Genomic DNA, 19403 nt, shown 5'->3' with positions numbered 1-19403 from the left:
GTCGTTCACAGTTCCTCCTCTGACGCGCGCAGCGTTCGAGCCGGGTCGGCACGCCGCGCGGACATCACGGCGACAAGCAGGGCGATGGCCGTGCCGACGACGAAGAGCGCTACCACGAGCCCGATCACCCCGGGCGACAGATCGAGCTGCGGACGTGCCAGTGCTCCCGTGACGGCACGCAGATCGACGACGGTCACCACGAGCCAGGACAGCCCCAGCCCCGCGGCGACCCCGGCCACGATCGCGGTCACGGCGAGCGGCACGACCTCCCAGGCCACGAGCGCAGCAGACTGGGTGCGGTCGAATCCGAGCGTGCGCAACACGGCGAGCAGCCTGGCGCGTTGCCCACGCGCCATGGCCAGCGTGAGCAGCAACGCGCCGATCGCCATGACCAGCGCGAGCACGGTTCCCGCGATCATCAGTGCCTGGAGGCCGGCCAGCAGCGGGCCCTTCCCCTGCCGATCCCGTTCGGCCGCCGTGGAGTCCACGCGAGCGGCCTTGCCCGCCACCCGCTGCGCGGCGGCCGCGACCCTCGCCGTATCCGCACCGTCGCGCACGCCGATGAGGGCCCCCACCGTCGTCGCCTCGGCGCGAACCGACGCCGGCACCCGGTTCTCGTCGAGCAGCGCCCACTCCGCGTCGGTGAGGAAGGGCGCATCGGATGCTGGCGCCGACTTGACGACCCTCACGGGCACCTCGCTACGGCCGTCATCGAACGTGAGGCTCCGCACACCACGCTCTCCAGGTACCGCGCCCAGCACCGTGACGACGCCGCCTCGCTCGGCAGACGCCGCGGCGACGGCATCTGCCGGGAACAGCCGGCGGTCCGCGCTCACCCTCGACTGCGCGGACGACACGTCCGCGGCATCCACGAGATAGACGGGGATGTCGGTGCCGTCCGCCGTTCTGCCCAGGCCCGCCAGCCGCAACTGCGCAACGGCGGTCACGCCGTCGATGCTCTCCAGGCGGCGCACCTGAACGGCCGAGAGCGGTCCGCTGATGCTGACATCCGCGCCCACGCGCGCGACCGCGTCGTCCGCGGCGCTCGTTACGAGCGTGGTGAACGTGGTGCCGGCGAACACCGCGACCGCAACACCCGTGAGCGTGGCGAAGAGCGGCCAGAGCCTGCCGCGGTCGCTGCGGGATGCCGACGCCCAGCCGACCGGCGAGACTGCACCGCGCGAGGATCGAGCCATCCGACCGATCAGCCTCAGCACCGTCGGGTATGCGCGCAACACGAGCACGCACACGGCGAACACCAGAAGCAGCGGCGTCGCCACCAACAGCGGATCGACGACGGTGGGATCCGTCGCCGCGCGGGCCCCCCTCTGCAGCAACAGGATGCACGCGGCGCACGCGAGCGCCAGCACGAACAGCTCGGCGATGAGAGCGGTGACCGGTCGGTGGCGGCCAGCACCCTGAGCCGATGCGGTGATGGCAACGGCCAGCGGCGGCACGACGGCGCAGACCATGATCAGCAGCAACGCGGATGCCTGCCACGTGCCGAACAGTGCTGACGTCGCCGACGCGGCCACGACGCCGCCGACGATAGCGGCGGGGACGACGGCGACGGCGGTCTGCAGCGCGAGCGTTCCGCGCACTCGAAGCTCGGATCCGCCACGCGCGCGCACCAGGTGCAGCTCGCGCGCCCGACCCGACGTCATCAACCGGGCACCCACGAACAGCAGGGCGACGGCGGCGCCGAGCGGACCGATGGCGACGATGGCGAGCAGGGTCGGAACGGGGCCTTCGCGGTTGGTGACGGAGTGCGCGATGCCGGGCAACCTGCTCGTGAGCCGCAGGGGCTGCGCTCCCGCCCCGGCACCCGTGTCGATGGGCGTCGCCAGGAACGCCGTCGAGGCGGCCGCGATGCCGGGGAGTGCGCCCACCTCGATGGCCGTCGGCTTCACCGGGTACCAGGCGTAGACGTAGGGGCTGCCGAGCGACAGCGCGAGCTGCGGCCACGCATCCTGATCGATCCAGACCAGACCGTGGTAGAACGTGATCTTCGAGTTCGGGTCGGGTGAGACGCTCACTCCCAGCCTGGAGCGCACCTGGTCGAGCTGCCAGAAGTCGTCGCCCGCGTCGCGTGGCGCGACGGTGCCGACCAGCCGGAGCCGGAGCAAGGGATGCCCGTCGGAGTCCTTGGTCAGCCCGAGAGACCGCGGCCCCGCAGAGCTCTGTGCGAGAGCCACAGTGCGATCGGCGCCGACCTTCCAGGAGAGTTGCTTGGCGGTCGCTGCCGCGACCGTCACCTCGATGGTGCCGTCGTGTATGCCGCCGCGCTGCCAGCGGCCGCTGACGAGCGTGGCATCGGAATGCAGGTGCGGATCCGCTTCCACCGACAACCCGAGAGCGCTCAGTTCCGGGTCGCTCGGAACGTGCTTCACACGCAGGCCCTGCGGCGAATTCGGCGCGTTCACGCCGTCCGAGCGGCCCACGAACCTGCCTGCGCCCGTGATGGAGCGCAGAGCGTGCTGCATCCCATGCCGGGCCCGCTGCAGAGCGTCGGGCAGGCCGCTCATGACGGGGCCAGCGGTCGATGCGAGCCTTCCCTCGAGGCCGGGGATGAGCTGGACCGGCACCGTCCCGGTGAGGTCGCGGGACGCGACGGGCGACTGCTTCATCCGGTCGCGGGCATCTGCTGTCACGAGCGCGCTCGTCACAGCAGGCCATGCCACGATGCCGGCCGTCGCTATGAGCACGACGACGGCGATCGCGACGAACCCGGAGCGGAACGCGCGCAGCGGAAGCAGAAGAAGCCTCAGCCCCACACCATTCGTTTTTGAGCGTCCCCGACCCTCGGGCGCATCGGGTGCCACATCTGATGCGGCGACGCCGTCGTTACGCTCGGTCGACATGGCCGAGTGGCGCCCGCCGGTCACGTCGTGGTCCTTCCCGGCGCGGCGCTCATCGCGTGGCGATGCAGGGCGCGGGCGTACTCCAGCACGACGAGCGCGAGAACGACGAGGAGCGCGCACAGGCATCCGGCGAGCCAGGCGATGTCGAACGTGCCTACGACGGGGAGCGCAGGCGGTACGCCCGGCACCGACTTCCGCGCGAGAGCATCGCCGGCGACGAGCGTCACAAGGACACCGGACAGCACGCCGCACACGACCGCGTAGCCGACGGCGAGGGCCGCCTCCGCCCCACGCGAGCGCGCCTGGGTCGACGGTGCGAAGCCGATCGCGCGCAGGATCACGGTCTCGCTGCGCCGTCTGCGCCACAGGGCGGTGAGACTCGCCGCAAGCGCGACGGCGGCGAGCGCACAGCATCCGAGCGCACCGAGCTCGAGCGCGAGGACGACAGGGCGGATGAACCGCGTGGGCAGGGCGACATCCGGAACGACGATCGACCCGGATCCCACAGCCCGGGCGAGAGCGGCAGCGTCGAACCGCCCGCCGTGCACCGCCGCAGACCTTCGCGCTCCGACGAAGACCGTGTCCACGGCCGGCAGATCCTGAACAGTGTGCAGCATCGCCGTGGTCAATGTCGGCAGGTCGACGAGCGCCGCCGCAGCCTGCTTCGTGCCCGGAACCTGCGGGGTGACCGCCGCGACCCTGAGCCTGAGAGCGCCCTGCGGCAGATCCATCGTCGTTGTGCTTCCGACCACGAGGCCCGTCTGGGCCGCGGCCGCGGAACTGATGGCCACCGGCACGACGTTCGAGCCGGCCTTCGGCGCCAGCCGTACGCGCACGGATGACGCCGTCGTGGAGGACGCCGATCCGTCGAATCCGAGATCGCCGGCATGCCCGCCAGCGATCACGCCCGTGCCGTTGTCGTACACATCGCCCTGCAGCTGCCACGCAGTGGACGCGGACGACAGCTCGCGTCCGTCCGCCCGCACGCTCGTGATGGCGACGCTGATGCTTCCCAGCGAACCCGTTCCGGGGAGGCCGGATGTCTGGCTACCTTGGCCCTCCGGAACGTCGACCGAGACATCGAAGGCCTCAACGGTCCACGTTCCCGCCGGTACCGGGATGCGCACCCGCTCGGTACCCGACCGCGTCGCCCCCGCCTGTGTCCCGCCCGCCTGGGTCCCGCCAGCCTGCGGCCCATCGGTCTGTGCGAGCACCTTCGCGCGAACGGGAACGTCGTCGGCCGACACCGGGATCGCTTCGCCGGTCGGAGCCACGAACCATGCGGTGAACTGGGCCGTCGTGGCGGCCGACGCGGTCGCGACGACGCGGAGGTCGAGGTTCTTCGCGCCAGCCGGAACCGTGATCCCGGCCCCGGCGGCACGGACCGCGTCGGACCGATGGGGTTCGGAATCGGGGATCCGACATGGCCCCGACGGCCCGCCGCATTCGGCGGAGCTCGTCAGCCTGCCCGCGATCGCCTTCGCGTCGAACATCGCGTCTGGCGCACTATTCAGTGCGGGCAGCGTCTTCGCGCGCATCCCGATCAGGTCAAGCGAGAGTGGCCCGATACCGGCCGCTGTCGAGATCGCGGGCGCCGCAATGCTCACGCCCGGCGCGTCGGCGATCCGCATCACGGGCGAGGCGTCGGACGGACCGGAGACGAACTGGGGTGCATCGAGGTCCACGCGGGCATCCCCGCCGACGACGAACCGCGAGGAGGACGCGAGGAACGACGACCACGTCGCCTGGTACCCGCTGGCGAACGTGGAGACCGCCACGGCCAGCGTGAGCAAGGCCACCGGCGCCGCGAACACGGCGGCATGCCTGGACACCAGGCGAAGCGGGAGCGACGCGACGCCCGGTGACCGGGAGACCCCGGCCTCGATCGCGGTCGATGCCGGACCGAAGAAGATGACCGCGAAGGTGGCGAGCGCGCACAGCACGGCCGCTGGTGCGATCACGGCGATCGGGTCGACCGGGCCCGACGACGCCTGTCCCTGCACGAAGCGCCACATCGAGATGCCGGCTATGGCCAGCAGCACCAGGGTCGAACCGGCCGAGATCCCCAGCCTCGTGCGGCCCGAGACCTGTCGAGCCTCGCCGGATGCCCGCTCGGCAGCGACGGCCGCGAACGACACGGCGATCAGCACCGAGCCGACGAACACACCAGCACATGGCAGCAGGAGCCAGGGAAGCGACGGCATCCCGACGGTGAGGGCGAGCGCGAGCGCGGCAGCGACCCCTCCTGCCAGGCATCCGGCGAGCGCGGCGACGATCGTCTCCGTCGCATCCGCGATCACGACGGACCGAACCGATGCACCGCGCGCCCGTAGCAGCCTCGTCTCGTTGTCGCGCGCGTCCACGAGGAGCTGCGCCAGCAGCGCGAGCGCGATGACGCCGGCCACGGCGAGCACGGATGCCGGAACGGGCAGCACGGCCGACAGCGCCGCGTTCGCCTGCTCCATGCCGCGAAGCGTCTCGATCCCGTCCCCCGACGCCGTGACGGGAGTGGCGCCCAACGACGGCAGTGCCCGCACGACGTCGACGAGCCGCGACTCCGCGCGGCGCACGGCGGTGAGCTCGTCCGGACGGATGTCGCCGGCATTCGGAGTCACGGTCCACCGGGCGGAGTACCGGGGCGTGTCATCGCGCTGGATCACGACGGGAAGCCCTGCGAACTCTCGGCGCAACGCGGCTCGCACGGCGCCGGACGAGGGATGCTCGTCGCCGGCATCCCATCGCCACGACACGCTTCTCGAGACGACGGATTGGGGGCCGGCATCGATGGTGGCGCGCACGGATGCCGTCGGCGCCTGCCCCGCGATACCCACGATCACGCCCACCAGGGCGGCGACGATGGCGATCGTGCCCGCCATGGCGGCCAGCAGCTCCGTCTGCGCGCGCGAGCGAACGCGCCACAGCGCGCCGGAGCCGTCGCGGCGATGTCGGATGCCGCTCTCGCGGGAGCTGTGCGCGTCAGTGCGAGGCTCGCCGGCGGGCACTCGCCAACACTATTACGGCCAGGGACAGCGCTCTCCGGTCATCCACACCTGAGCACGGCGGATGCCGCACTCTTCTCAGGCGGCGCGAAAATCGGAGATGCGCGACGACGCGGGCGCGGCGGGCGTGCCACTGCGGCGCGTCGCCACGGCCCTCCGATTTTCGGACCGGCCGGCGCGTGGGCCCGAGGCGCAGAGTCCCGGCGGCCTGCCCGAGGCGTAGCGTCGAGTCATGGCCACACGCGATCATCTGCGCCACGACATGGCGATCCGCCGACTGACCGTCTCGCACGTCGAAGACCTGACGCCGTCGATGGTGCGCGTCACGCTCGTCGGCGATGCCCTCGAAGGCTTCTCGGCGCCTGGACCCACCGACCACGTCAAGGTCTTCTTCCCCGACCCGCAGACCCGGGAGCTCACGGTGCCCGAGCTGCGCGGCGACGGCATCCATCGTCCGGCCGACGGCGTCATCATCTCGCGCGACTACACGCCTCGTGAGTTCCGGCCTGCACCGTTCGGCGCAGCGGAGCTGGACATCGACTTCGTGCTGCACGCGCCGGATGCCGTGCGAGTCGCGCCGATGGACCGGGCCGGCGGCGGACCGGCATCCGCCTGGGCGGCGTCGGCTCACCCGGGAGACGAGATCGCGGTCGCCGGTCCCCGCGGTTCCCGGCTGGCACCGCGCGACGTGCAGGAGGTGGTGCTCATCGCCGACGAGACGGCGCTGCCGGCGTTCACCAGGTGGCTCGCGATGCTGCCACAGTCCACCAGGATCACGGCGCTCCTCGACGTGGCCGACGAAGAGGTCGAGCCGTACCTCACGGAGGAGCAGCGCGCGAGGGCATCCGTGGAGTGGCTGTATCGCGAAGACGGTCCTGGGCAGCTGGAAGAGGCCGCCCGCTCGCTGCAGCTCGGTCCGGATGCCTACGTGTGGGCCGCGGGCGAGGCATCCGCTCTCGTTCCGGTGCGGCGCTACCTCAAGCACGAGGTCGGTCTGCGTCCGGATCAGCTCGACGTGCAGGGCTACTGGAAGCGCGGCATCGTCAACCGCGACCACCACGAGCCGGTCGACCCGACCGACCCAGACTGACCCGCCGACCAGACTGACCGACCGGCCCAGAAAGAGCCACCCACCGAGACCGAGCGCCGGTCGACCCGAGCGCCGCCGGCATCCGGCTCAGAACGCGAAGAGCTGGCCGAGCACCACGAGCGCGACCACGAGGATCACGACGAGCACGCCGAAGACCGCGAGCCAGCGCACCGACATCTTCGCAACGCCGAACCCGACGAGGAACGGCAGGGCCACGAGAAGCAGCGCGAGGATCCACCAGAACGCCGAGAAGCCGGCAGCGGATGCGCCGGACAGGCGGTCGCCGAACAGCTTCCTGGTAGCAGGGTGCGTGGCGTACGCGATGGCGGCGGAGAGCGGGAAGCCGACGATCACCGCGGTGATCATGCCCGCGAGCCACCCCCACATGCCACGGCCGACCTGCAGCGTCTCCTCGCGATGCGGACCCTGTCTGCTCTTCGAACTCATGCTCGAAGGCTAGACGGTGAGAGGGCGCCGGCCGGTCGCACGCCGCGCCGCTTCACCCGCACCGTGCGAGCTCGGAAGCGTCACCGCCACCTGTGGTCGGTGATGGTTGCCCTCGGCCCCCTGCGCTCCCGTCGTCGACCGGACGCCAGGATCAGCCGCACCACGCGCTGCCGCTGGCCGGCCCACGGCTCCAGCAGTTCGAGCATCCCGTCGTCGTCGGTCTCCGAACCCGTGAGGGCGAAACCCACAGTGGATGCCAGGTGGTAGTCGCCGACGCTGATCTGATCGGGGTCGCCGTGCGAGCGCTGCAGCGTCTCGGCCGCTGTCCACGCTCCGATGCCCGCGATCGTGCGCAGCTTGGCCGCCGCATCCTTCCCGCTGTCGCCGGCGGTGCGCTCCAGCGCATCCGCGACCCTCGCGGCGAGCACCACCGTGCGCGACCTCGTGGGGTCGACACCCATGCGATGCCACTCCCACGACGGGATGTGCCGCAGCGTGTGGGCGGTCGGGCACACGCGCAGCGCCCGGGGCGCGGCGCCCTCCGCCACGCCAGGGGCGATCTCCCCGAACCAGCGCACGACGCGCGCCCACTCGCGATACGCCTCCAGGCTGGTCACCTTCTGCTCGATGATCGCGGGCACGATGGCCTCGAGCACCCGGCGCGTGCGTGGCAGTCGCAGACCAGGATGCCTCCGGCGCACCTCGACGAGGAACGGATGCCTGCCAACGTCCAGCCCGCTCCAATCGTCGCCCGCGCCCAGCAGCTCGGGCACCCCGTCGAGCGCCCACGCGGCGCCGGGCCCCCAGGCCGTTGCATCCACCCCGTCGCTCACCTGGGTCAGACGCAGCGTCGCAGGTCCGGCAGGCGTGCGGAAGGTGCGCCACACGCCGGAGCCGTCCCAGATCGTGGTCTGGTCGTACGGGCCGCGGCCGAGTATCCCGAGCGTGCTGCGCAGGTCGACCGGTTCGGCCGGGCGGTACTCGCTGCGCAGCGGCGCCGCGCCCGCCGATGCGAGCGACGCCGACTCGAACGTCGCGGACTCAAGCGCCGCCGGTTCGAGCGCCGCCGGTTCGAGCGACGCGGACTCGAGCGCCGCCGAGCCAGAGGTGCCGACGTCGTCTCCCTCGATCATCGGACCCGGCAGGGACGTCGAGTCGACGATCGTGGTCATGCACCAAGGCTACGGCCGGGCCACTGACATCCGCCTGTGGCGACATCCCAGGCCACCGTCCGGAACGACATCCAGACCGACATCCCAGACCCGCCGGCCTCCGATCGACAAAGCCTCTCCGAACAAACACTGTGCCGCCCTCGGGCTCGATCGCCGTGTGCACGTGATCTCTCGGAGCCGGCTCTGCCGTCACCAGGGCAGCTCGCCCGCCGTGCCCTGGAACGTGCGCGTCGGGCCGTCGGCTCCGATGAGCGCCATACGCACGATCGGCTCCGCGCCCTGTTCGACCGTCTGGTCGCCACGGAAACCATTGAGATCCGTGGCCGTGTAGCCGGGGTCGACGGCGTTGATCTTGACGTTCGGGAACGCCTTGGACAACTGCACCGTGTACATGGTGACAGCGGCCTTCGACAGCGAGTACGAGATGCTCGGGTACGAATAGTGCGGGTTGTCCGGGTCGGTGATGAGCCCGAAGGAGCCGAGGCCGCTCGCGACGTTGACGATGACCGGGTTCTCCGACACGCTCAGCAGCGGAAGGAACGCCTGCGTCACCCGCACCAGTCCCACCACGTTGGTCTGGAGCACCCGGTCGACGTGCTCGCCGCGCAGAGACTCGGCGGGCACGAATCCTCCCGAGATTCCGGCGTTGTTGACGAGCACGTCCAGCCCGCCGGCCTCCCGACGAATCGTGTCAGCGGCCGCGCTCACGGACGCGTCGTCGGTGACGTCCAGCTGCACGAACCGGGCGCCGAGCTCGTCGGATGCCGCGCGGCCGGCATCGGCGTCACGGGCGCTCACGTACACCAGGTGTCCTTCTGCGATGAGGCGGCGAGCGGTCTCTTTGCCGAGTCCCTTGTTGGATCCGGTGATCAATGCGATGGTCATGTCCCGAGACTCGTCGGCCGGCGACGGAGGCACCAGGTCCGCTCGGGCGGTAGGAATGGCGATACCAGTCAGGGCCCCGCGTGCACGAGCAGAATGAGGGGATGACCGCGCCCGCACGATCGCACGAACTGGCCACCGCCTTGCGTGCCTGGCGGGACCGCGTGTCGCCGAGCGCGGTCGGGCTGCCCTCAGGCGGCGAACGCCGCGTGCCCGGCCTTCGCCGGGAGGAACTCGCCGCCCTGGCCGGCCTGTCCGTCGACTACCTCGTTCGCCTGGAGCAGGGCCGGGCCGAGAACCCTTCGCCTCAGGTGGCGGAGTCGCTCGCGAGAGCGCTTCGCCTGCGCGACGAGGAGCGGGACGCGCTGTTCCTGCTGTCGGGCGTGGCCTCGCCGAGCCGTGGTGATGTGCCGCGATCGGTGACCCCCGGCATCCAACGGATGCTCGACCGTCTGGCCGACACCCCTGCCGGCGTGTTCACCGCGTCGTGGGATCCAGTGCTCTGCAACGAGCTCTGGACGGCACTGCGCGGCGACGTGAGCGACCGGCCTAGGCGAGAGCGCAACGTCGCGTGGCGGCACTTCCTGGCCTCGGACCACACCACGCACCGGGACGCGGAGGAGACGCTGGCGTTCGAGCGCGAGATCGCCTCCGATCTGCATCGTGCGGCCCTGCGGTATCCGAACGACCGCGACCTGGCGGCGCTCATCGCCGAGCTCGTGCGAGGCAGCGCCCGGTTCGCCGCGCTCTGGCAGCGCTACGAACTCGTGCCACGGACCACGAGCCGCAAGACCATCGAGCACCCCATGGTCGGCGCCATCAGGCTGGACTGCGACGTGCTCCACGTGCCGGCGGTCGATCTCCGCGTGATCCTGTACACCGCCGAACCAGGCTCAGAGGATGCCGCGCGACTCGAGCTGCTGCGCGTCGCGGGCATCCAGAGTTTCGTCGCCGCCGACTGACCCGGTCGACTCGCCCGCCGTCCTCACTCCCAGATGCTCGGCGCCTCGGCGCGCGTCGCAGGCAGTCTCACGTCGTCTCCCCAGCGAACGAGCCACTCGGGAAGGCTGAGTTGCGATGGGATCGGGCCGATGGCCTCCAGCAGCTCGTCGATGGCGACGGTGCCGCCTGCGCGCTTGAGGAACCGCCCCTTGATGAACGCCTCCGCGAAGACCTCGCCCTTCACGACAGCCCGCTGCTGCACGTACACCGCCTTCTCGTCGAAGCCGATGATGCGCGACTCCACCGTGAAGGCCTGCCAGAGCTGCAGCGACTTGCGGAACGTGATGGTTTCGGATGCCACTACCGGATACCAGCCGCGCTCCGCGAAGATCTGCCACACTCCGTTGCGCCGCAGCATGTCGAACCGCCCGATGTCGAAGATCGACAGGTACACGCCGTTGTTCATGTGCCTGAGCACGTCGAGGTCCGTCGGCAGTACGCGGAATCGCGTCACGGCGACGTCGTAGTGGTCCAGGCGCCTGCCGAAGCGGGAGATCCAGGCGTGCAGGATCGTGCGGAACAGCATGTGCATGCCGAAACGCTAGGCGCGGCGACGGATGCCCGCCACACGCCTGTGCTCGCCCGACAACGTGTCGCGCCGCACACGCGCGCTCGCTGTGGGTGCTGCGACAACGGGCGCCGCGACCGCCTCCCTCGCCGCGGCCACCGATGCGACCTCGCTCCACACCTCGTCGAGCGAGAGGCCGAGCGAGTCGGCGATGACCGCGATGGTCGAGAAGGCGGGCGTCGCCACGCGACCGGTCTCGATCTTGCGCAATGTCTCCGGCGAGACGCCCGCGTCGAGGGCCACGTCCAGGATCGAGCGCGCTCCTCGAGCCCTGCGCAACACCGCTCCGAGGCAGCGGCCACGCTCGGCGTCGAGGGGAGTGAGCGGCATCCGGACCATGAGCCGATTGTAATACCGGGATACTATGACCGGGATAGTTATCGGAGGAACGCGGACATGATCGAGATCCTGACTCCCGCCGAGGTGGAACGGGCGCGAGAGACCGGCGCACTGGTCGCGGACATCCTGCAGACCATGAAGAGCAGGGCCAGGGTGGGCACGAACCTCCTGGAGATCGACGAGTGGACCAGGCAGATGATCGTCGATGCCGGCGCCGAATCGTGCTACGTCGACTACGCGCCGTCGTTCGGGCGGGGACCGTTCGGGCACTACATCTGCACGAGCGTCAACGACGCCGTGCTGCACGGACTCCCGCACGACTACGCCCTTGCCGACGGCGACCTGGTCTCGCTCGACCTCGCCGTGCTCAAGGGCGGCGTCGCAGCGGACTCGGCCATCAGCTTCGTCGTGGGGAACGCGAGGCCGCAGGAGAGCGTCGCGCTCATCGAGGCGACAGAGCAGGCCCTGGCGGCCGGCATCGCCGCCGCTGGACCGAGCGCTCGGATCGGCGACCTCTCAAGTGCGATCGGCACCGTGCTGGCCGATGCCGGCTATCCCATCAACCTGGAGTTCGGCGGGCACGGCATCGGATCGACCATGCACCAGGACCCGCACATCCCCAACGCGGGACGCGCGGGGCGCGGGTATCGCCTGCGTCCAGGGCTGCTGCTCGCCCTGGAGCCGTGGGTCATGCTCGACACGGACGTGCTGGTCACGGATGCCGACGGCTGGACGCTGCGCAGCGCCACCGGATCGCGCACGGCGCACAGCGAGCACACCATCGCGATCACGGCCGACGGGGCGGAGGTCCTCACGCTCCCCAGCGGACGCTGAACGAGCGCGTCACGTCCGCGTGCCAGTACGGGCGTTCCGCGAGGCCGGCCCGCGCGATCGCCTAGAGGTGCCGGTGCCGCTCCGCGAAGGCGCCGCTCCGCGCTTGAGGTGCTGCTCCGCGCTTGAGGCGGCGCGCTCCGCGCTAGAGGTGGCGCTCCGCCGGCCCGTCGTACTGCGACAACGGACGGATCAGAGCATTCGACGTGAGCTGCTCGATGACGTGCGCGGTCCATCCCGTCACTCTGGCAGCGGCGAAGATGGGCGTGAACGTGGCCGTATCGAAGCCCATCAGGTTGTAGACGGGGCCACTCGGGTAGTCGAGGTTGGGTCGGATGCCCTTGCGGGCATCCATCGCCTGCTCCAGAGCCGTGTAGAGGTCGAGCACGTCCTTCCGGTCGTAATGCTCGACTAGTCGCTTCAGCGATGCCTCCATCGTGGGCACGCGGGAGTCGCCGTTCTTGTAGACCCGGTGCCCGAAGCCCATGATCTTGCGCTTGTGCGCGAGCGCATCGTCGAGCCACGCTTCGGCGCGGTCGGCGGATCCGATCTCTTCGAACGCCACCATGACGGCCTCGTTCGCTCCGCCGTGCAGCGGTCCCTTGAGCGCTCCGATGGCACCCGTGACGGCGCTGTACGCGTCGGACAGCGTGGACGCGATCGCCCTGGCCGTGAAGGTCGAGGCGTTGAATGAGTGCTCCGCATAGAGGATGAGCGAGACCCGGAACGCGTCGACCACGGCCGGGTCGGCGATCTCGCCGAACGTCATGTAGAGAAAGTTGCTCGCGAAGTCGAGGTCGTCGTGGGCCTCGACGAGCTCGAGACCGTGCCTGCGCCGCTGGTCGTACGCCACGATCGCGGGCAGCTGAGCCATCAGCCGCAACGCCTTGGGATACACCACCTCGAACGGGTTCTCGAGCGCCCCGAACTCGCCGTGCTCGTCGTCGGCGCCGATCACGCTGACGGCGGTGCGCAAGACATCCATCGGGTGGGCGGATGTCGGGATGTCGTCGATCGCGCGCCGCACGTTCGGAGGCAGCGACCGCTGCGCGCGCTCTTGCGCCTCGAACGCCTCGAGGTCGTCGTCGCCTGGGAGCTCGCCGTGCCAGAGCAGATAGGCGACCTCCTCGAACGAGCACTTGGCGGCGAGCTCCTGCACCGGATACCCGCGATACAGCAGGGAATTGGTCGCGGGATTGACGCTGGAGATCGCGGTCGTGTCGACGACGACACCGGCCAGGCCCTTGTGGATCTCCGGGTTCTGCTCGCTCATGGTGCTCCTTCGCTCCGGTCCGATCAGTCTTTCACCGCTGGTGGAGCGTGTCGAAACCAGGCCTCCGCCCACCGCCGGTGTCGCTCAGAAGAGACCGCGCGGACTGTCGACCGAGGCGAGCAGGCCGTGTCTCGCCGTGAAGCTCAGCCCGGGCAACTCCTCGGCGGTGAGCTCGGGGAGGCGCTGGGCGACATCCAGGAACCGATCGATCTCGGATGCCTCCAGCGCGTCGGCGGCCAGCCTGCGGAACTTGTTCACGTAGTCGTCGCGACCGAACGGGCGCGCGCCCTGCGGATGCGCATCCGCCACCGCGATCTCCTCGACGATGCGCGAGCCGTCGGTGAAGGTGACCTCGACGCGTCCGCCGAACGCCTGCTCCTCGGGGTCGAGCGAGTGATACCGGCGCGTCCACTCTTCGTCTTCCTGGGTCGAGACCTTGCGCCACAGCGCGACGGTGTCCGGCCGGGCGGCCCGCTCGGGGTGGTAGGAGTCGACGTGATCCCATGAGCCGTCCTGCAGCGCCACCGTGAAGATGTAAGGGATCGAATGATCCAGCGTCTCGCGCGATGCCGCAGGGTCGTACTTCTGCGGATCGTTCGCGCCCGACCCGATCACGAAGTGCGTGTGGTGCGACGTGTGCAGCACGATGGACTCCACGCGATCCGGATCGTCGAAGATGAGCGGGTAATCGTCGTGGAGCCTGCGGGCCAGGTCGATCCAGGCCTGCGCCTGGTATTCGGCCGAGTGCTCCTTGGTGAAGGAATCGAGGATGGCGCGCTTCGGCTCGCCGAGGTCGGGCAGCGTGACCTCGTACACGGCATCCGGCCCGTCCAGCAGCCAGGCGATGAAGCCGTCCTCGCCCTCGTAGATGGGGGTCGGGCTGGTCTCGCCGCGCATCGCCCGGTCGATGGACTCGACGGCCATCTTCCCCGCGAAGGCGGGGGCGAAGGCCTTCCAGCTCGAGATCTCGCCCTTGCGCGACTGCCTGGTCGCCGTGGTCGTGTGCAGCGCCTGGCCGATCGCCTGGAAGATCGTCTCGGTGTCCAGCCCGAGCAGCGTGCCGATTCCGGCTGCGGCCGAAGGCCCGAGATGCGCGACGTGGTCGATCTTGTGCGCGTGCAGGCTGATCGCCTTGGCCAGATCGATCTGGATCTCGTATCCGGTGGCGATGCCGCGCACCACGTCCCGCCCGGTGAGTCCGCGCTCGGCCGCGAGGTGCTGAGCGACCGCGACGACCGGCGGGATGTTGTCGCCCGGGTGCGAGTACTCGGCTGCGAGGAACGTGTCGTGGTAGTCCAGCTCGCGCACGGCGACGCCGTTCGCCCAGGCAGCCCATTCCACGCTCACCCGCCGCGCGGCATCCGTTCCGAACACGCTCGACCCGCTGCCGCCGACCGACACGGGGTGCGCCAGCGCCTGCGCTCGCGCCGCCGCGACCGGATGCCGCAACAGCGACGCGGCCGCGACCGCCGCGTTGTCGATGACGCGGTTCACGATCATGTCCGTCACCTCGGGCGTGACCTCCACCTCGTCGGCGGCCACTTCCGCGATCCTGAAGGCGAACTGTTCCTCGCGGGGCAGGTTCTCGTCGCTTCGGTGCGTTCGTACGTGCGTGGTGTTCACCCGATCGAACCTACCTGGCGCATGCGGGCGAGGCACCCCGCGCACCCGGGATCTCGCCGATTCGGTCCGCCGACGACAGGCCTCAGCTGCCCAGGAGGGAGGCGATCCCGACCATTTCTCACTATCGTGAGGGGATGCCGACCATCGCCACCCTGACGGCGTTCGCCCTCGCGGCATTCGCGATCATCGTCATCCCGGGGCCGAGCGTGCTGTTCGCCGTCGGGCGTTCCATCGCGCTGGGGAGGCGTGCCGGCATGCTCAGCGTGCTCGGCAACGCGCTGGCCATCATCCCGATCGTGGCCGCTGTCGCGCTCGGGCTCGGATTCGTGGTCGCGCAGTCGGTCGTGCTCTTCACGGTGATCAAGCTCGCCGGCGCGCTCTACATCGTCTATCTGGGCATCCAGGCCATCCGCCACCGCAAAGACGGCTCGTTCGACTCTATCGCCTCGGTGAGGCGGTCGGCGACACGGATGCTCGCGGAAGGCTTTCTCGTCGGCATCAGCAACCCCAAGCTGCTGGTCTTCTTCGTGGCCGTGCTGCCCCAGTTCGTGAACTTCCATGCCGGAGCGATACCGCTGCAGATGATGGTGCTCGGCATCGTCTTCTTCGCCATCGCACTGCTCTCCGACAGCACCTGGGCGTTGCTCGCCGGACTCGTCAGAGGATGGTTCGCGAAGTCGCCCAAGCGCGCTGAACGACTGTCAGCCACGGGCGGCGTCATGCTCATCGGCCTGGGCGGCGTGCTCGCGCTGACCGGCAACAAGAGCTGACCAGTACGGGTTTGCCGGGCACGGACCGGCCGGTCACCAAGTCGCCGATCACCAGTCGCCGATCACGAACTCGCGGGTCAGGGATTCGCCGGTCACGGACTCGCCAGCCAGGCGGCGACGCAGGGTCCGCCCCGCCGCCGCGGCGAGCGGTCGGGCGAACGTCAGAGGTCGTCGTCGAAGGCCGCCGTCGGCACGATCACGGCGCGGGCCAGCGTGTGGAAGTGCAGGTTGAAGCCGAGCACCGCCGGCGTCGACTCCGGATCGAGCTCGAGGTGGTCGACATCCACGGCATGCACGACCACGTTGTAGTGGTGCATACCGGTTCCCTCCGGCGGCTCGGCGCCGGTGTAACCCACATCCCGCAGCTCGTGCTTCAGCTGCTTTGCGCCGGCCGGGAGCGACGCCTGGCCGCTGCCCGCGCCGCGCTCGAGCGCGGTCACCGACGCGGGGATGTCATAGACGGCCCAGTGCCAGAATCCGGAGCCGGTCGGCGCATCCGGGTCGTGAATCGTGACCGCGAAGCTCTTCGTCTCCGGCGGGAACCCACTCCACGACAGCTGCGGCGAGAGGTTGCCACCCGCCGCGCGAAATCGCTCGCCCATCGGATGCCCGTCTGCGACATCCTCACTCGTCACGGTGAACTGCGGAACGGCCCCGAACCGCTCGTAGGGGTCTTCAGCCACGATTCCTCCTCGCACTGGTCGTCACGCGGCACGCAACGGGCGCGCGCCGCAGTTCGAAAGTTACGCCACCGGTCCCGGCGGCGTGCGGGCACCGGTCGCCGCACGCTCAGAGGGGCGCGCCGCGCACTCAGGAGCGGGAGTCGACGGCTTCCGCCCGCTTGACCGCCGCCCTGCGCATGCGCGCCGGCAGGGATGCGACGGCCCACCCGGTCACCCGCGCCATGGCCTCCACGACGATGGCGCCCGACATCTTCGAGCTGCCGCGCTCGCGCTCCGGGAACGTGATCGGCACCTCCCGGATGCGCATGCCCGCCACCTGCGCGTGCCACAGCATGTCGATCTGGAAGCAGTAGCCCTGGCTGAGAACGGCATCCAGGTCGATGCGGTCGAGGGCTTCGGCCGTGAACGCGCGGTAGCCGCCCGTCATGTCGCGCACAGGAACCCCGAGAGCGAAGCGGGCGTACGCGCTGCCGCCGCGCGAGAGCACCTTGCGCCAGAGCGGCCACCCCTGCACCCCGCCGCCCGGCACCCAGCGGGACCCGACGACCACGTCCGCCGTGCCGAGCCCGTCGAGCAGGCGCGGCAGCTCCTCAGGACGGTGCGAGCCGTCGGCATCCATCTCCACGATCACGTCGTGTCCGCGCGCGAGCGCCCAGCGCATGCCGGCGCGATACGCCGCGCCCAGGCCGTCCTTGCTGGCACGGTGCAGCACGTGAACTGCCGGGTCACCAGCCGCGAGCTGGTCGGCGATCTGTCCGGTTCCGTCCGGCGAGGAGTCGTCGACGATCAGCACGGATGCCTCTGGCACCGAGCTCCTGACCCGACCCACGATCCACGCGATGTTCTGCGCCTCGTTGTAGGTGGGGATGATGACGGCCACGTTCACGACGCTGCTCCTCTTGTAAAAAGGTAGACGACATCCCTGTGTAGGGGATAGCTCTTGGCGAGGGTGAAGCCCAGGGCACGCAGATCGGACATGCGCTCCCGCATGCCGGTCGACGACACCACGTCCTCCTTGTCGGGGCCGCGGTACTCGACCAGCCAGACGCGCCCGTTCCCGGCCTCGATGCGGCCGGCCACCTCCGGGATCGGATAGGTCTTGTCCCAGAGCGAGTCGCGGTTCTCGTAGGGGATGGCCAGGGTCACGTCGACCACGTCTGCGAACTGCTCGGGGTAGAGGTGCATGGCCAGCCGTGGCCTGCGGGACGGCCTCGTCGTCTCGTCGAAGACGATGTCGTCGCCCGGATGCGCGTGCTGCTGCACGACGGAGGCCACCTCGGCCCAGTCGCTTCCGCCGTTCTTGGCGTATGGGCCGCGTTGCGCGACGTACGTGGGAGCGGCGACGGCGGCGACCAGCGCGACGCCGACGATGGAGGCGACGGTGGCGATGGCGGCCGTGCCCCATCGGTGTACGTCACCGGCTGCGCGCGAACGCGAGACGAGCCATCGGGCGGCCAGCTCGATGGCGAGCGCGATCAGGATGGCGAACCCGGGTGTCGTGAACGACATGTAGCGAACCGTGTACGCGGGCACGAAAGCGTTCAGGATGAGAAGAGCGACCGGCGGCAGAGCGAGCCAGGCGACCGCGAACAGCACGAGTCGGGCGCGGTCGGTGCGGAGCATCCTGCGCACCCCGGAGGCGCGGCGACGCCGCCACGCGAGCAGGCCGAGGACGGCGAGGCCGACCAGCGCGCTCCACGCCAGGATCGCGACGCCCCAGCTGTAGTCGAACCACTGCGTCACGGTGAAGCTGAAGAAGTCGACTCCGGGGTGCTTGCCGAGGAACTTGATCTGACCGTGTTCCTTGAGCGCGAAGACCAGCAGAGGGGCGGTGAGCACGATGCCGCCGAGGCTGGCGAGCATCCAGCGCACGATCGTGCCGCGCAGTGCTGCGACGTCCGGGGTCCCGGCCGCCGACGGCCTGACCAGCGCCTTGGCCGTTGCGGCGACGCGGCCCCTCGCCTCCCACATCAGCACGGCCGCGAACGGCAGCGCGAGCAGCGCGAGGTAGAGGAAAACGTAGATGCATGCCGCGAAGCCGACCGCGAAAGCCGCCCACGGCAGCACCCGCGTGGTTCGGCGGGTGACGAGGCCGAGGAACAGCACGGCGAGCCAGACGGCGAACGCCGTGCCGAGGGCGTAGGACCTCACCTCGGTGCCCATGTACGTGGTGCGCGGCAGCACCGCGAAGACAAGCGCGGAGAGGATGCCCAGCCGCAGCCCGCCGTACCGCGCGACGAGCACCACCACCCCGGCGGCCGCCAGCCCGACGGCCATCGCGCTCGGCAGCCGGGTCGAGAACTGGGATGCGCCGAAGAAGTCGATCCAGACGTGCAGCAGCGCGTAGTACGTGCCGTGCACGGCATCCACGCGCCCCAGCTCGCTGAGGAGCGACGACCACGGCCGGTGAGCCGACATGATGCTGGCCGCCTCGTCGCCCCAGAACGACGGCACCCAGGAGTCGATCCACGAGATGACGAAGGCGAGGATGCCTGCGGCGACCGAAGAGACCGCCGTGCGGTACCGCATCCACGAGGCGCGCGGGGGGCGAGGCGCCGGTGCTCCTGACGTGCCGCGCCACGTCGCGGTGCCGCGGGATGCGGCAGCGCGTCGTGCGTTCGCGTTCGTGCTCGTCACGTCATCCCCCTCTCGCCCGGATCGTCTGGTGTCCGGATCGCCTGGTGCCGCGATCGCCCGGCACGGGTTCGTCGTGCGCCGGATCATCTCGCGGCTGCGTCATCCGATCGGATGTGTTCCAGACCACCTCCAGCGCCTGGACATTCCCCCGTCTGAACGTGAACCGGGCGTGAACTTCTTCTCAGGCCTGTGCGACCTGTGGGTCACTTCAGGGCTTCGGCACCCT

The 19403-nt window shown here is 70.2% G+C and carries 15 protein-coding genes and 1 pseudogene; 4 read left to right on the top strand and 12 right to left on the bottom strand.

The features are described 5' to 3' along the window. Positions 1-5: 5 nt before the first annotated feature. Together VHB92_RS03020 and VHB92_RS03015 are read right to left on the bottom strand one after the other, a co-directional pair. Positions 6-2774, bottom strand: a complete 2769-nt coding sequence (locus tag VHB92_RS03020) for an ABC transporter permease (protein ID WP_325451228.1) — start codon at positions 2772-2774, stop codon at positions 6-8. 107 nt (positions 2775-2881) lie between these two features. Beyond that, positions 2882-5863, bottom strand: coding sequence for a hypothetical protein (locus tag VHB92_RS03015; protein ID WP_325451226.1), 2982 nt, complete (start codon positions 5861-5863; stop codon positions 2882-2884). A gap of 229 nt (positions 5864-6092) precedes the next feature. On the opposite strand from VHB92_RS03015, the gene VHB92_RS03010 reads away from it, so the two are divergent. Next, positions 6093-6950 carry a siderophore-interacting protein gene (locus VHB92_RS03010; protein WP_325451224.1) on the top strand — a complete coding sequence of 286 codons (858 nt, stop codon included), beginning with the start codon at positions 6093-6095 and terminating at the stop codon, positions 6948-6950. Positions 6951-7037: 87 nt separating this feature from the next. Here the strand turns inward: VHB92_RS03010 and VHB92_RS03005 are convergent, their stop codons facing one another. The 3 genes from VHB92_RS03005 to VHB92_RS02995 form a co-directional block, all read right to left on the bottom strand. Then, positions 7038-7397, bottom strand: a complete 360-nt coding sequence (locus VHB92_RS03005; protein WP_325451222.1) for a hypothetical protein — start codon at positions 7395-7397, stop codon at positions 7038-7040. An 80-nt stretch (positions 7398-7477) separates the two neighbouring features. Next, on the bottom strand, positions 7478-8569 hold the full coding sequence (locus VHB92_RS03000) for a DNA-3-methyladenine glycosylase 2 family protein (RefSeq protein WP_325451220.1): 1092 nt from the start codon (positions 8567-8569) through the stop codon (positions 7478-7480). 189 nt (positions 8570-8758) lie between these two features. Continuing rightward, positions 8759-9454, bottom strand: a complete 696-nt coding sequence (locus VHB92_RS02995; protein WP_325451218.1) for an SDR family NAD(P)-dependent oxidoreductase — start codon at positions 9452-9454, stop codon at positions 8759-8761. A 101-nt stretch (positions 9455-9555) separates the two neighbouring features. Between VHB92_RS02995 and VHB92_RS02990 the strand changes: the two genes are divergently transcribed. Beyond that, complete coding sequence (locus tag VHB92_RS02990; protein WP_325451216.1) at positions 9556-10413, top strand: helix-turn-helix transcriptional regulator; 858 nt, start codon at positions 9556-9558, stop codon at positions 10411-10413. Positions 10414-10436: 23 nt separating this feature from the next. Here the strand turns inward: VHB92_RS02990 and VHB92_RS02985 are convergent, their stop codons facing one another. Continuing rightward, positions 10437-10985: an acyl-CoA thioesterase gene (locus VHB92_RS02985; protein ID WP_325451214.1), complete on the bottom strand. Its 549-nt coding sequence runs from the start codon at positions 10983-10985 to the stop codon at positions 10437-10439. A 138-nt stretch (positions 10986-11123) separates the two neighbouring features. Beyond that, a pseudogene (locus tag VHB92_RS02980) lies at positions 11124-11360 on the bottom strand (helix-turn-helix domain-containing protein); the annotation flags it as partial. A 57-nt stretch (positions 11361-11417) separates the two neighbouring features. Between VHB92_RS02980 and map the strand changes: the two are divergent. Further along, positions 11418-12194 carry a type I methionyl aminopeptidase gene (gene map / locus VHB92_RS02975; RefSeq protein ID WP_325451212.1) on the top strand — a complete coding sequence of 259 codons (777 nt, stop codon included), beginning with the start codon at positions 11418-11420 and terminating at the stop codon, positions 12192-12194. A 142-nt stretch (positions 12195-12336) separates the two neighbouring features. Here the strand turns inward: map and VHB92_RS02970 are convergent, their stop codons facing one another. Together VHB92_RS02970 and VHB92_RS02965 are read right to left on the bottom strand one after the other, a co-directional pair. Beyond that, a complete protein-coding gene (locus VHB92_RS02970) occupies positions 12337-13464 on the bottom strand; it encodes a bifunctional 2-methylcitrate synthase/citrate synthase (protein ID WP_325451210.1) in 1128 nt (375 codons plus the stop codon). 84 nt (positions 13465-13548) lie between these two features. Then, the gene (locus VHB92_RS02965) at positions 13549-15087 is read right to left on the bottom strand and encodes an MmgE/PrpD family protein (RefSeq protein WP_325451208.1); all 1539 of its coding nucleotides are present in this window, start codon (positions 15085-15087) and stop codon (positions 13549-13551) included. Between the two features lie 134 nt (positions 15088-15221). On the opposite strand from VHB92_RS02965, the gene VHB92_RS02960 reads away from it, so the two are divergent. Continuing rightward, entirely contained in the window at positions 15222-15857 is a 636-nt protein-coding gene (locus tag VHB92_RS02960) for a LysE family translocator (RefSeq protein WP_325451206.1), read from the top strand. Positions 15858-16018: 161 nt separating this feature from the next. Here VHB92_RS02960 and VHB92_RS02955 read toward each other — a convergent pair whose 3' ends face one another. From VHB92_RS02955 to VHB92_RS02945, 3 genes are all read right to left on the bottom strand, one after another. After that, a complete protein-coding gene (locus VHB92_RS02955; RefSeq protein WP_325451204.1) occupies positions 16019-16540 on the bottom strand; it encodes a YbhB/YbcL family Raf kinase inhibitor-like protein in 522 nt (173 codons plus the stop codon). Between the two features lie 127 nt (positions 16541-16667). Then, on the bottom strand, positions 16668-17426 hold the full coding sequence (locus tag VHB92_RS02950; protein ID WP_325451202.1) for a polyprenol monophosphomannose synthase: 759 nt from the start codon (positions 17424-17426) through the stop codon (positions 16668-16670). Beyond that, a complete protein-coding gene (locus VHB92_RS02945; RefSeq protein WP_325451200.1) occupies positions 17423-19177 on the bottom strand; it encodes a glycosyltransferase family 39 protein in 1755 nt (584 codons plus the stop codon). Before VHB92_RS02945 ends, VHB92_RS02950 begins: the two co-directional genes overlap by 4 nt. Positions 19178-19403 lie beyond the last annotated feature (226 nt).

It is taken from the genome of Humibacter sp. (assembly GCF_035547335.1).
Taxonomy (GTDB): domain Bacteria; phylum Actinomycetota; class Actinomycetes; order Actinomycetales; family Microbacteriaceae; genus Humibacter.
Note: the sequence above shows the minus strand (reverse complement) of the source record. Positions and strands in the feature narration are given on the sequence as shown.

Bases quoted from the DNA above. Each gene is read 5' to 3' on its own strand.
- VHB92_RS03010 (WP_325451224.1), top strand. From the start codon at position 6,093: ATGGCCACACGCGATCATCTGCGCCACGACATGGCGATCCGCCGACTG.
- VHB92_RS02970 (WP_325451210.1), bottom strand. From the start codon at position 13,464: ATGAGCGAGCAGAACCCGGAGATCCACAAGGGCCTGGCCGGTGTCGTC.
- VHB92_RS02960 (WP_325451206.1), top strand. From the start codon at position 15,222: ATGCCGACCATCGCCACCCTGACGGCGTTCGCCCTCGCGGCATTCGCG.
- VHB92_RS02990 (WP_325451216.1), top strand. From the start codon at position 9,556: ATGACCGCGCCCGCACGATCGCACGAACTGGCCACCGCCTTGCGTGCC.
- VHB92_RS02985 (WP_325451214.1), bottom strand. From the start codon at position 10,985: ATGCACATGCTGTTCCGCACGATCCTGCACGCCTGGATCTCCCGCTTC.
- map (WP_325451212.1), top strand. From the start codon at position 11,418: ATGATCGAGATCCTGACTCCCGCCGAGGTGGAACGGGCGCGAGAGACC.
- VHB92_RS02995 (WP_325451218.1), bottom strand. From the start codon at position 9,454: ATGACCATCGCATTGATCACCGGATCCAACAAGGGACTCGGCAAAGAG.
- VHB92_RS03005 (WP_325451222.1), bottom strand. From the start codon at position 7,397: ATGAGTTCGAAGAGCAGACAGGGTCCGCATCGCGAGGAGACGCTGCAG.
- VHB92_RS03000 (WP_325451220.1), bottom strand. From the start codon at position 8,569: ATGACCACGATCGTCGACTCGACGTCCCTGCCGGGTCCGATGATCGAG.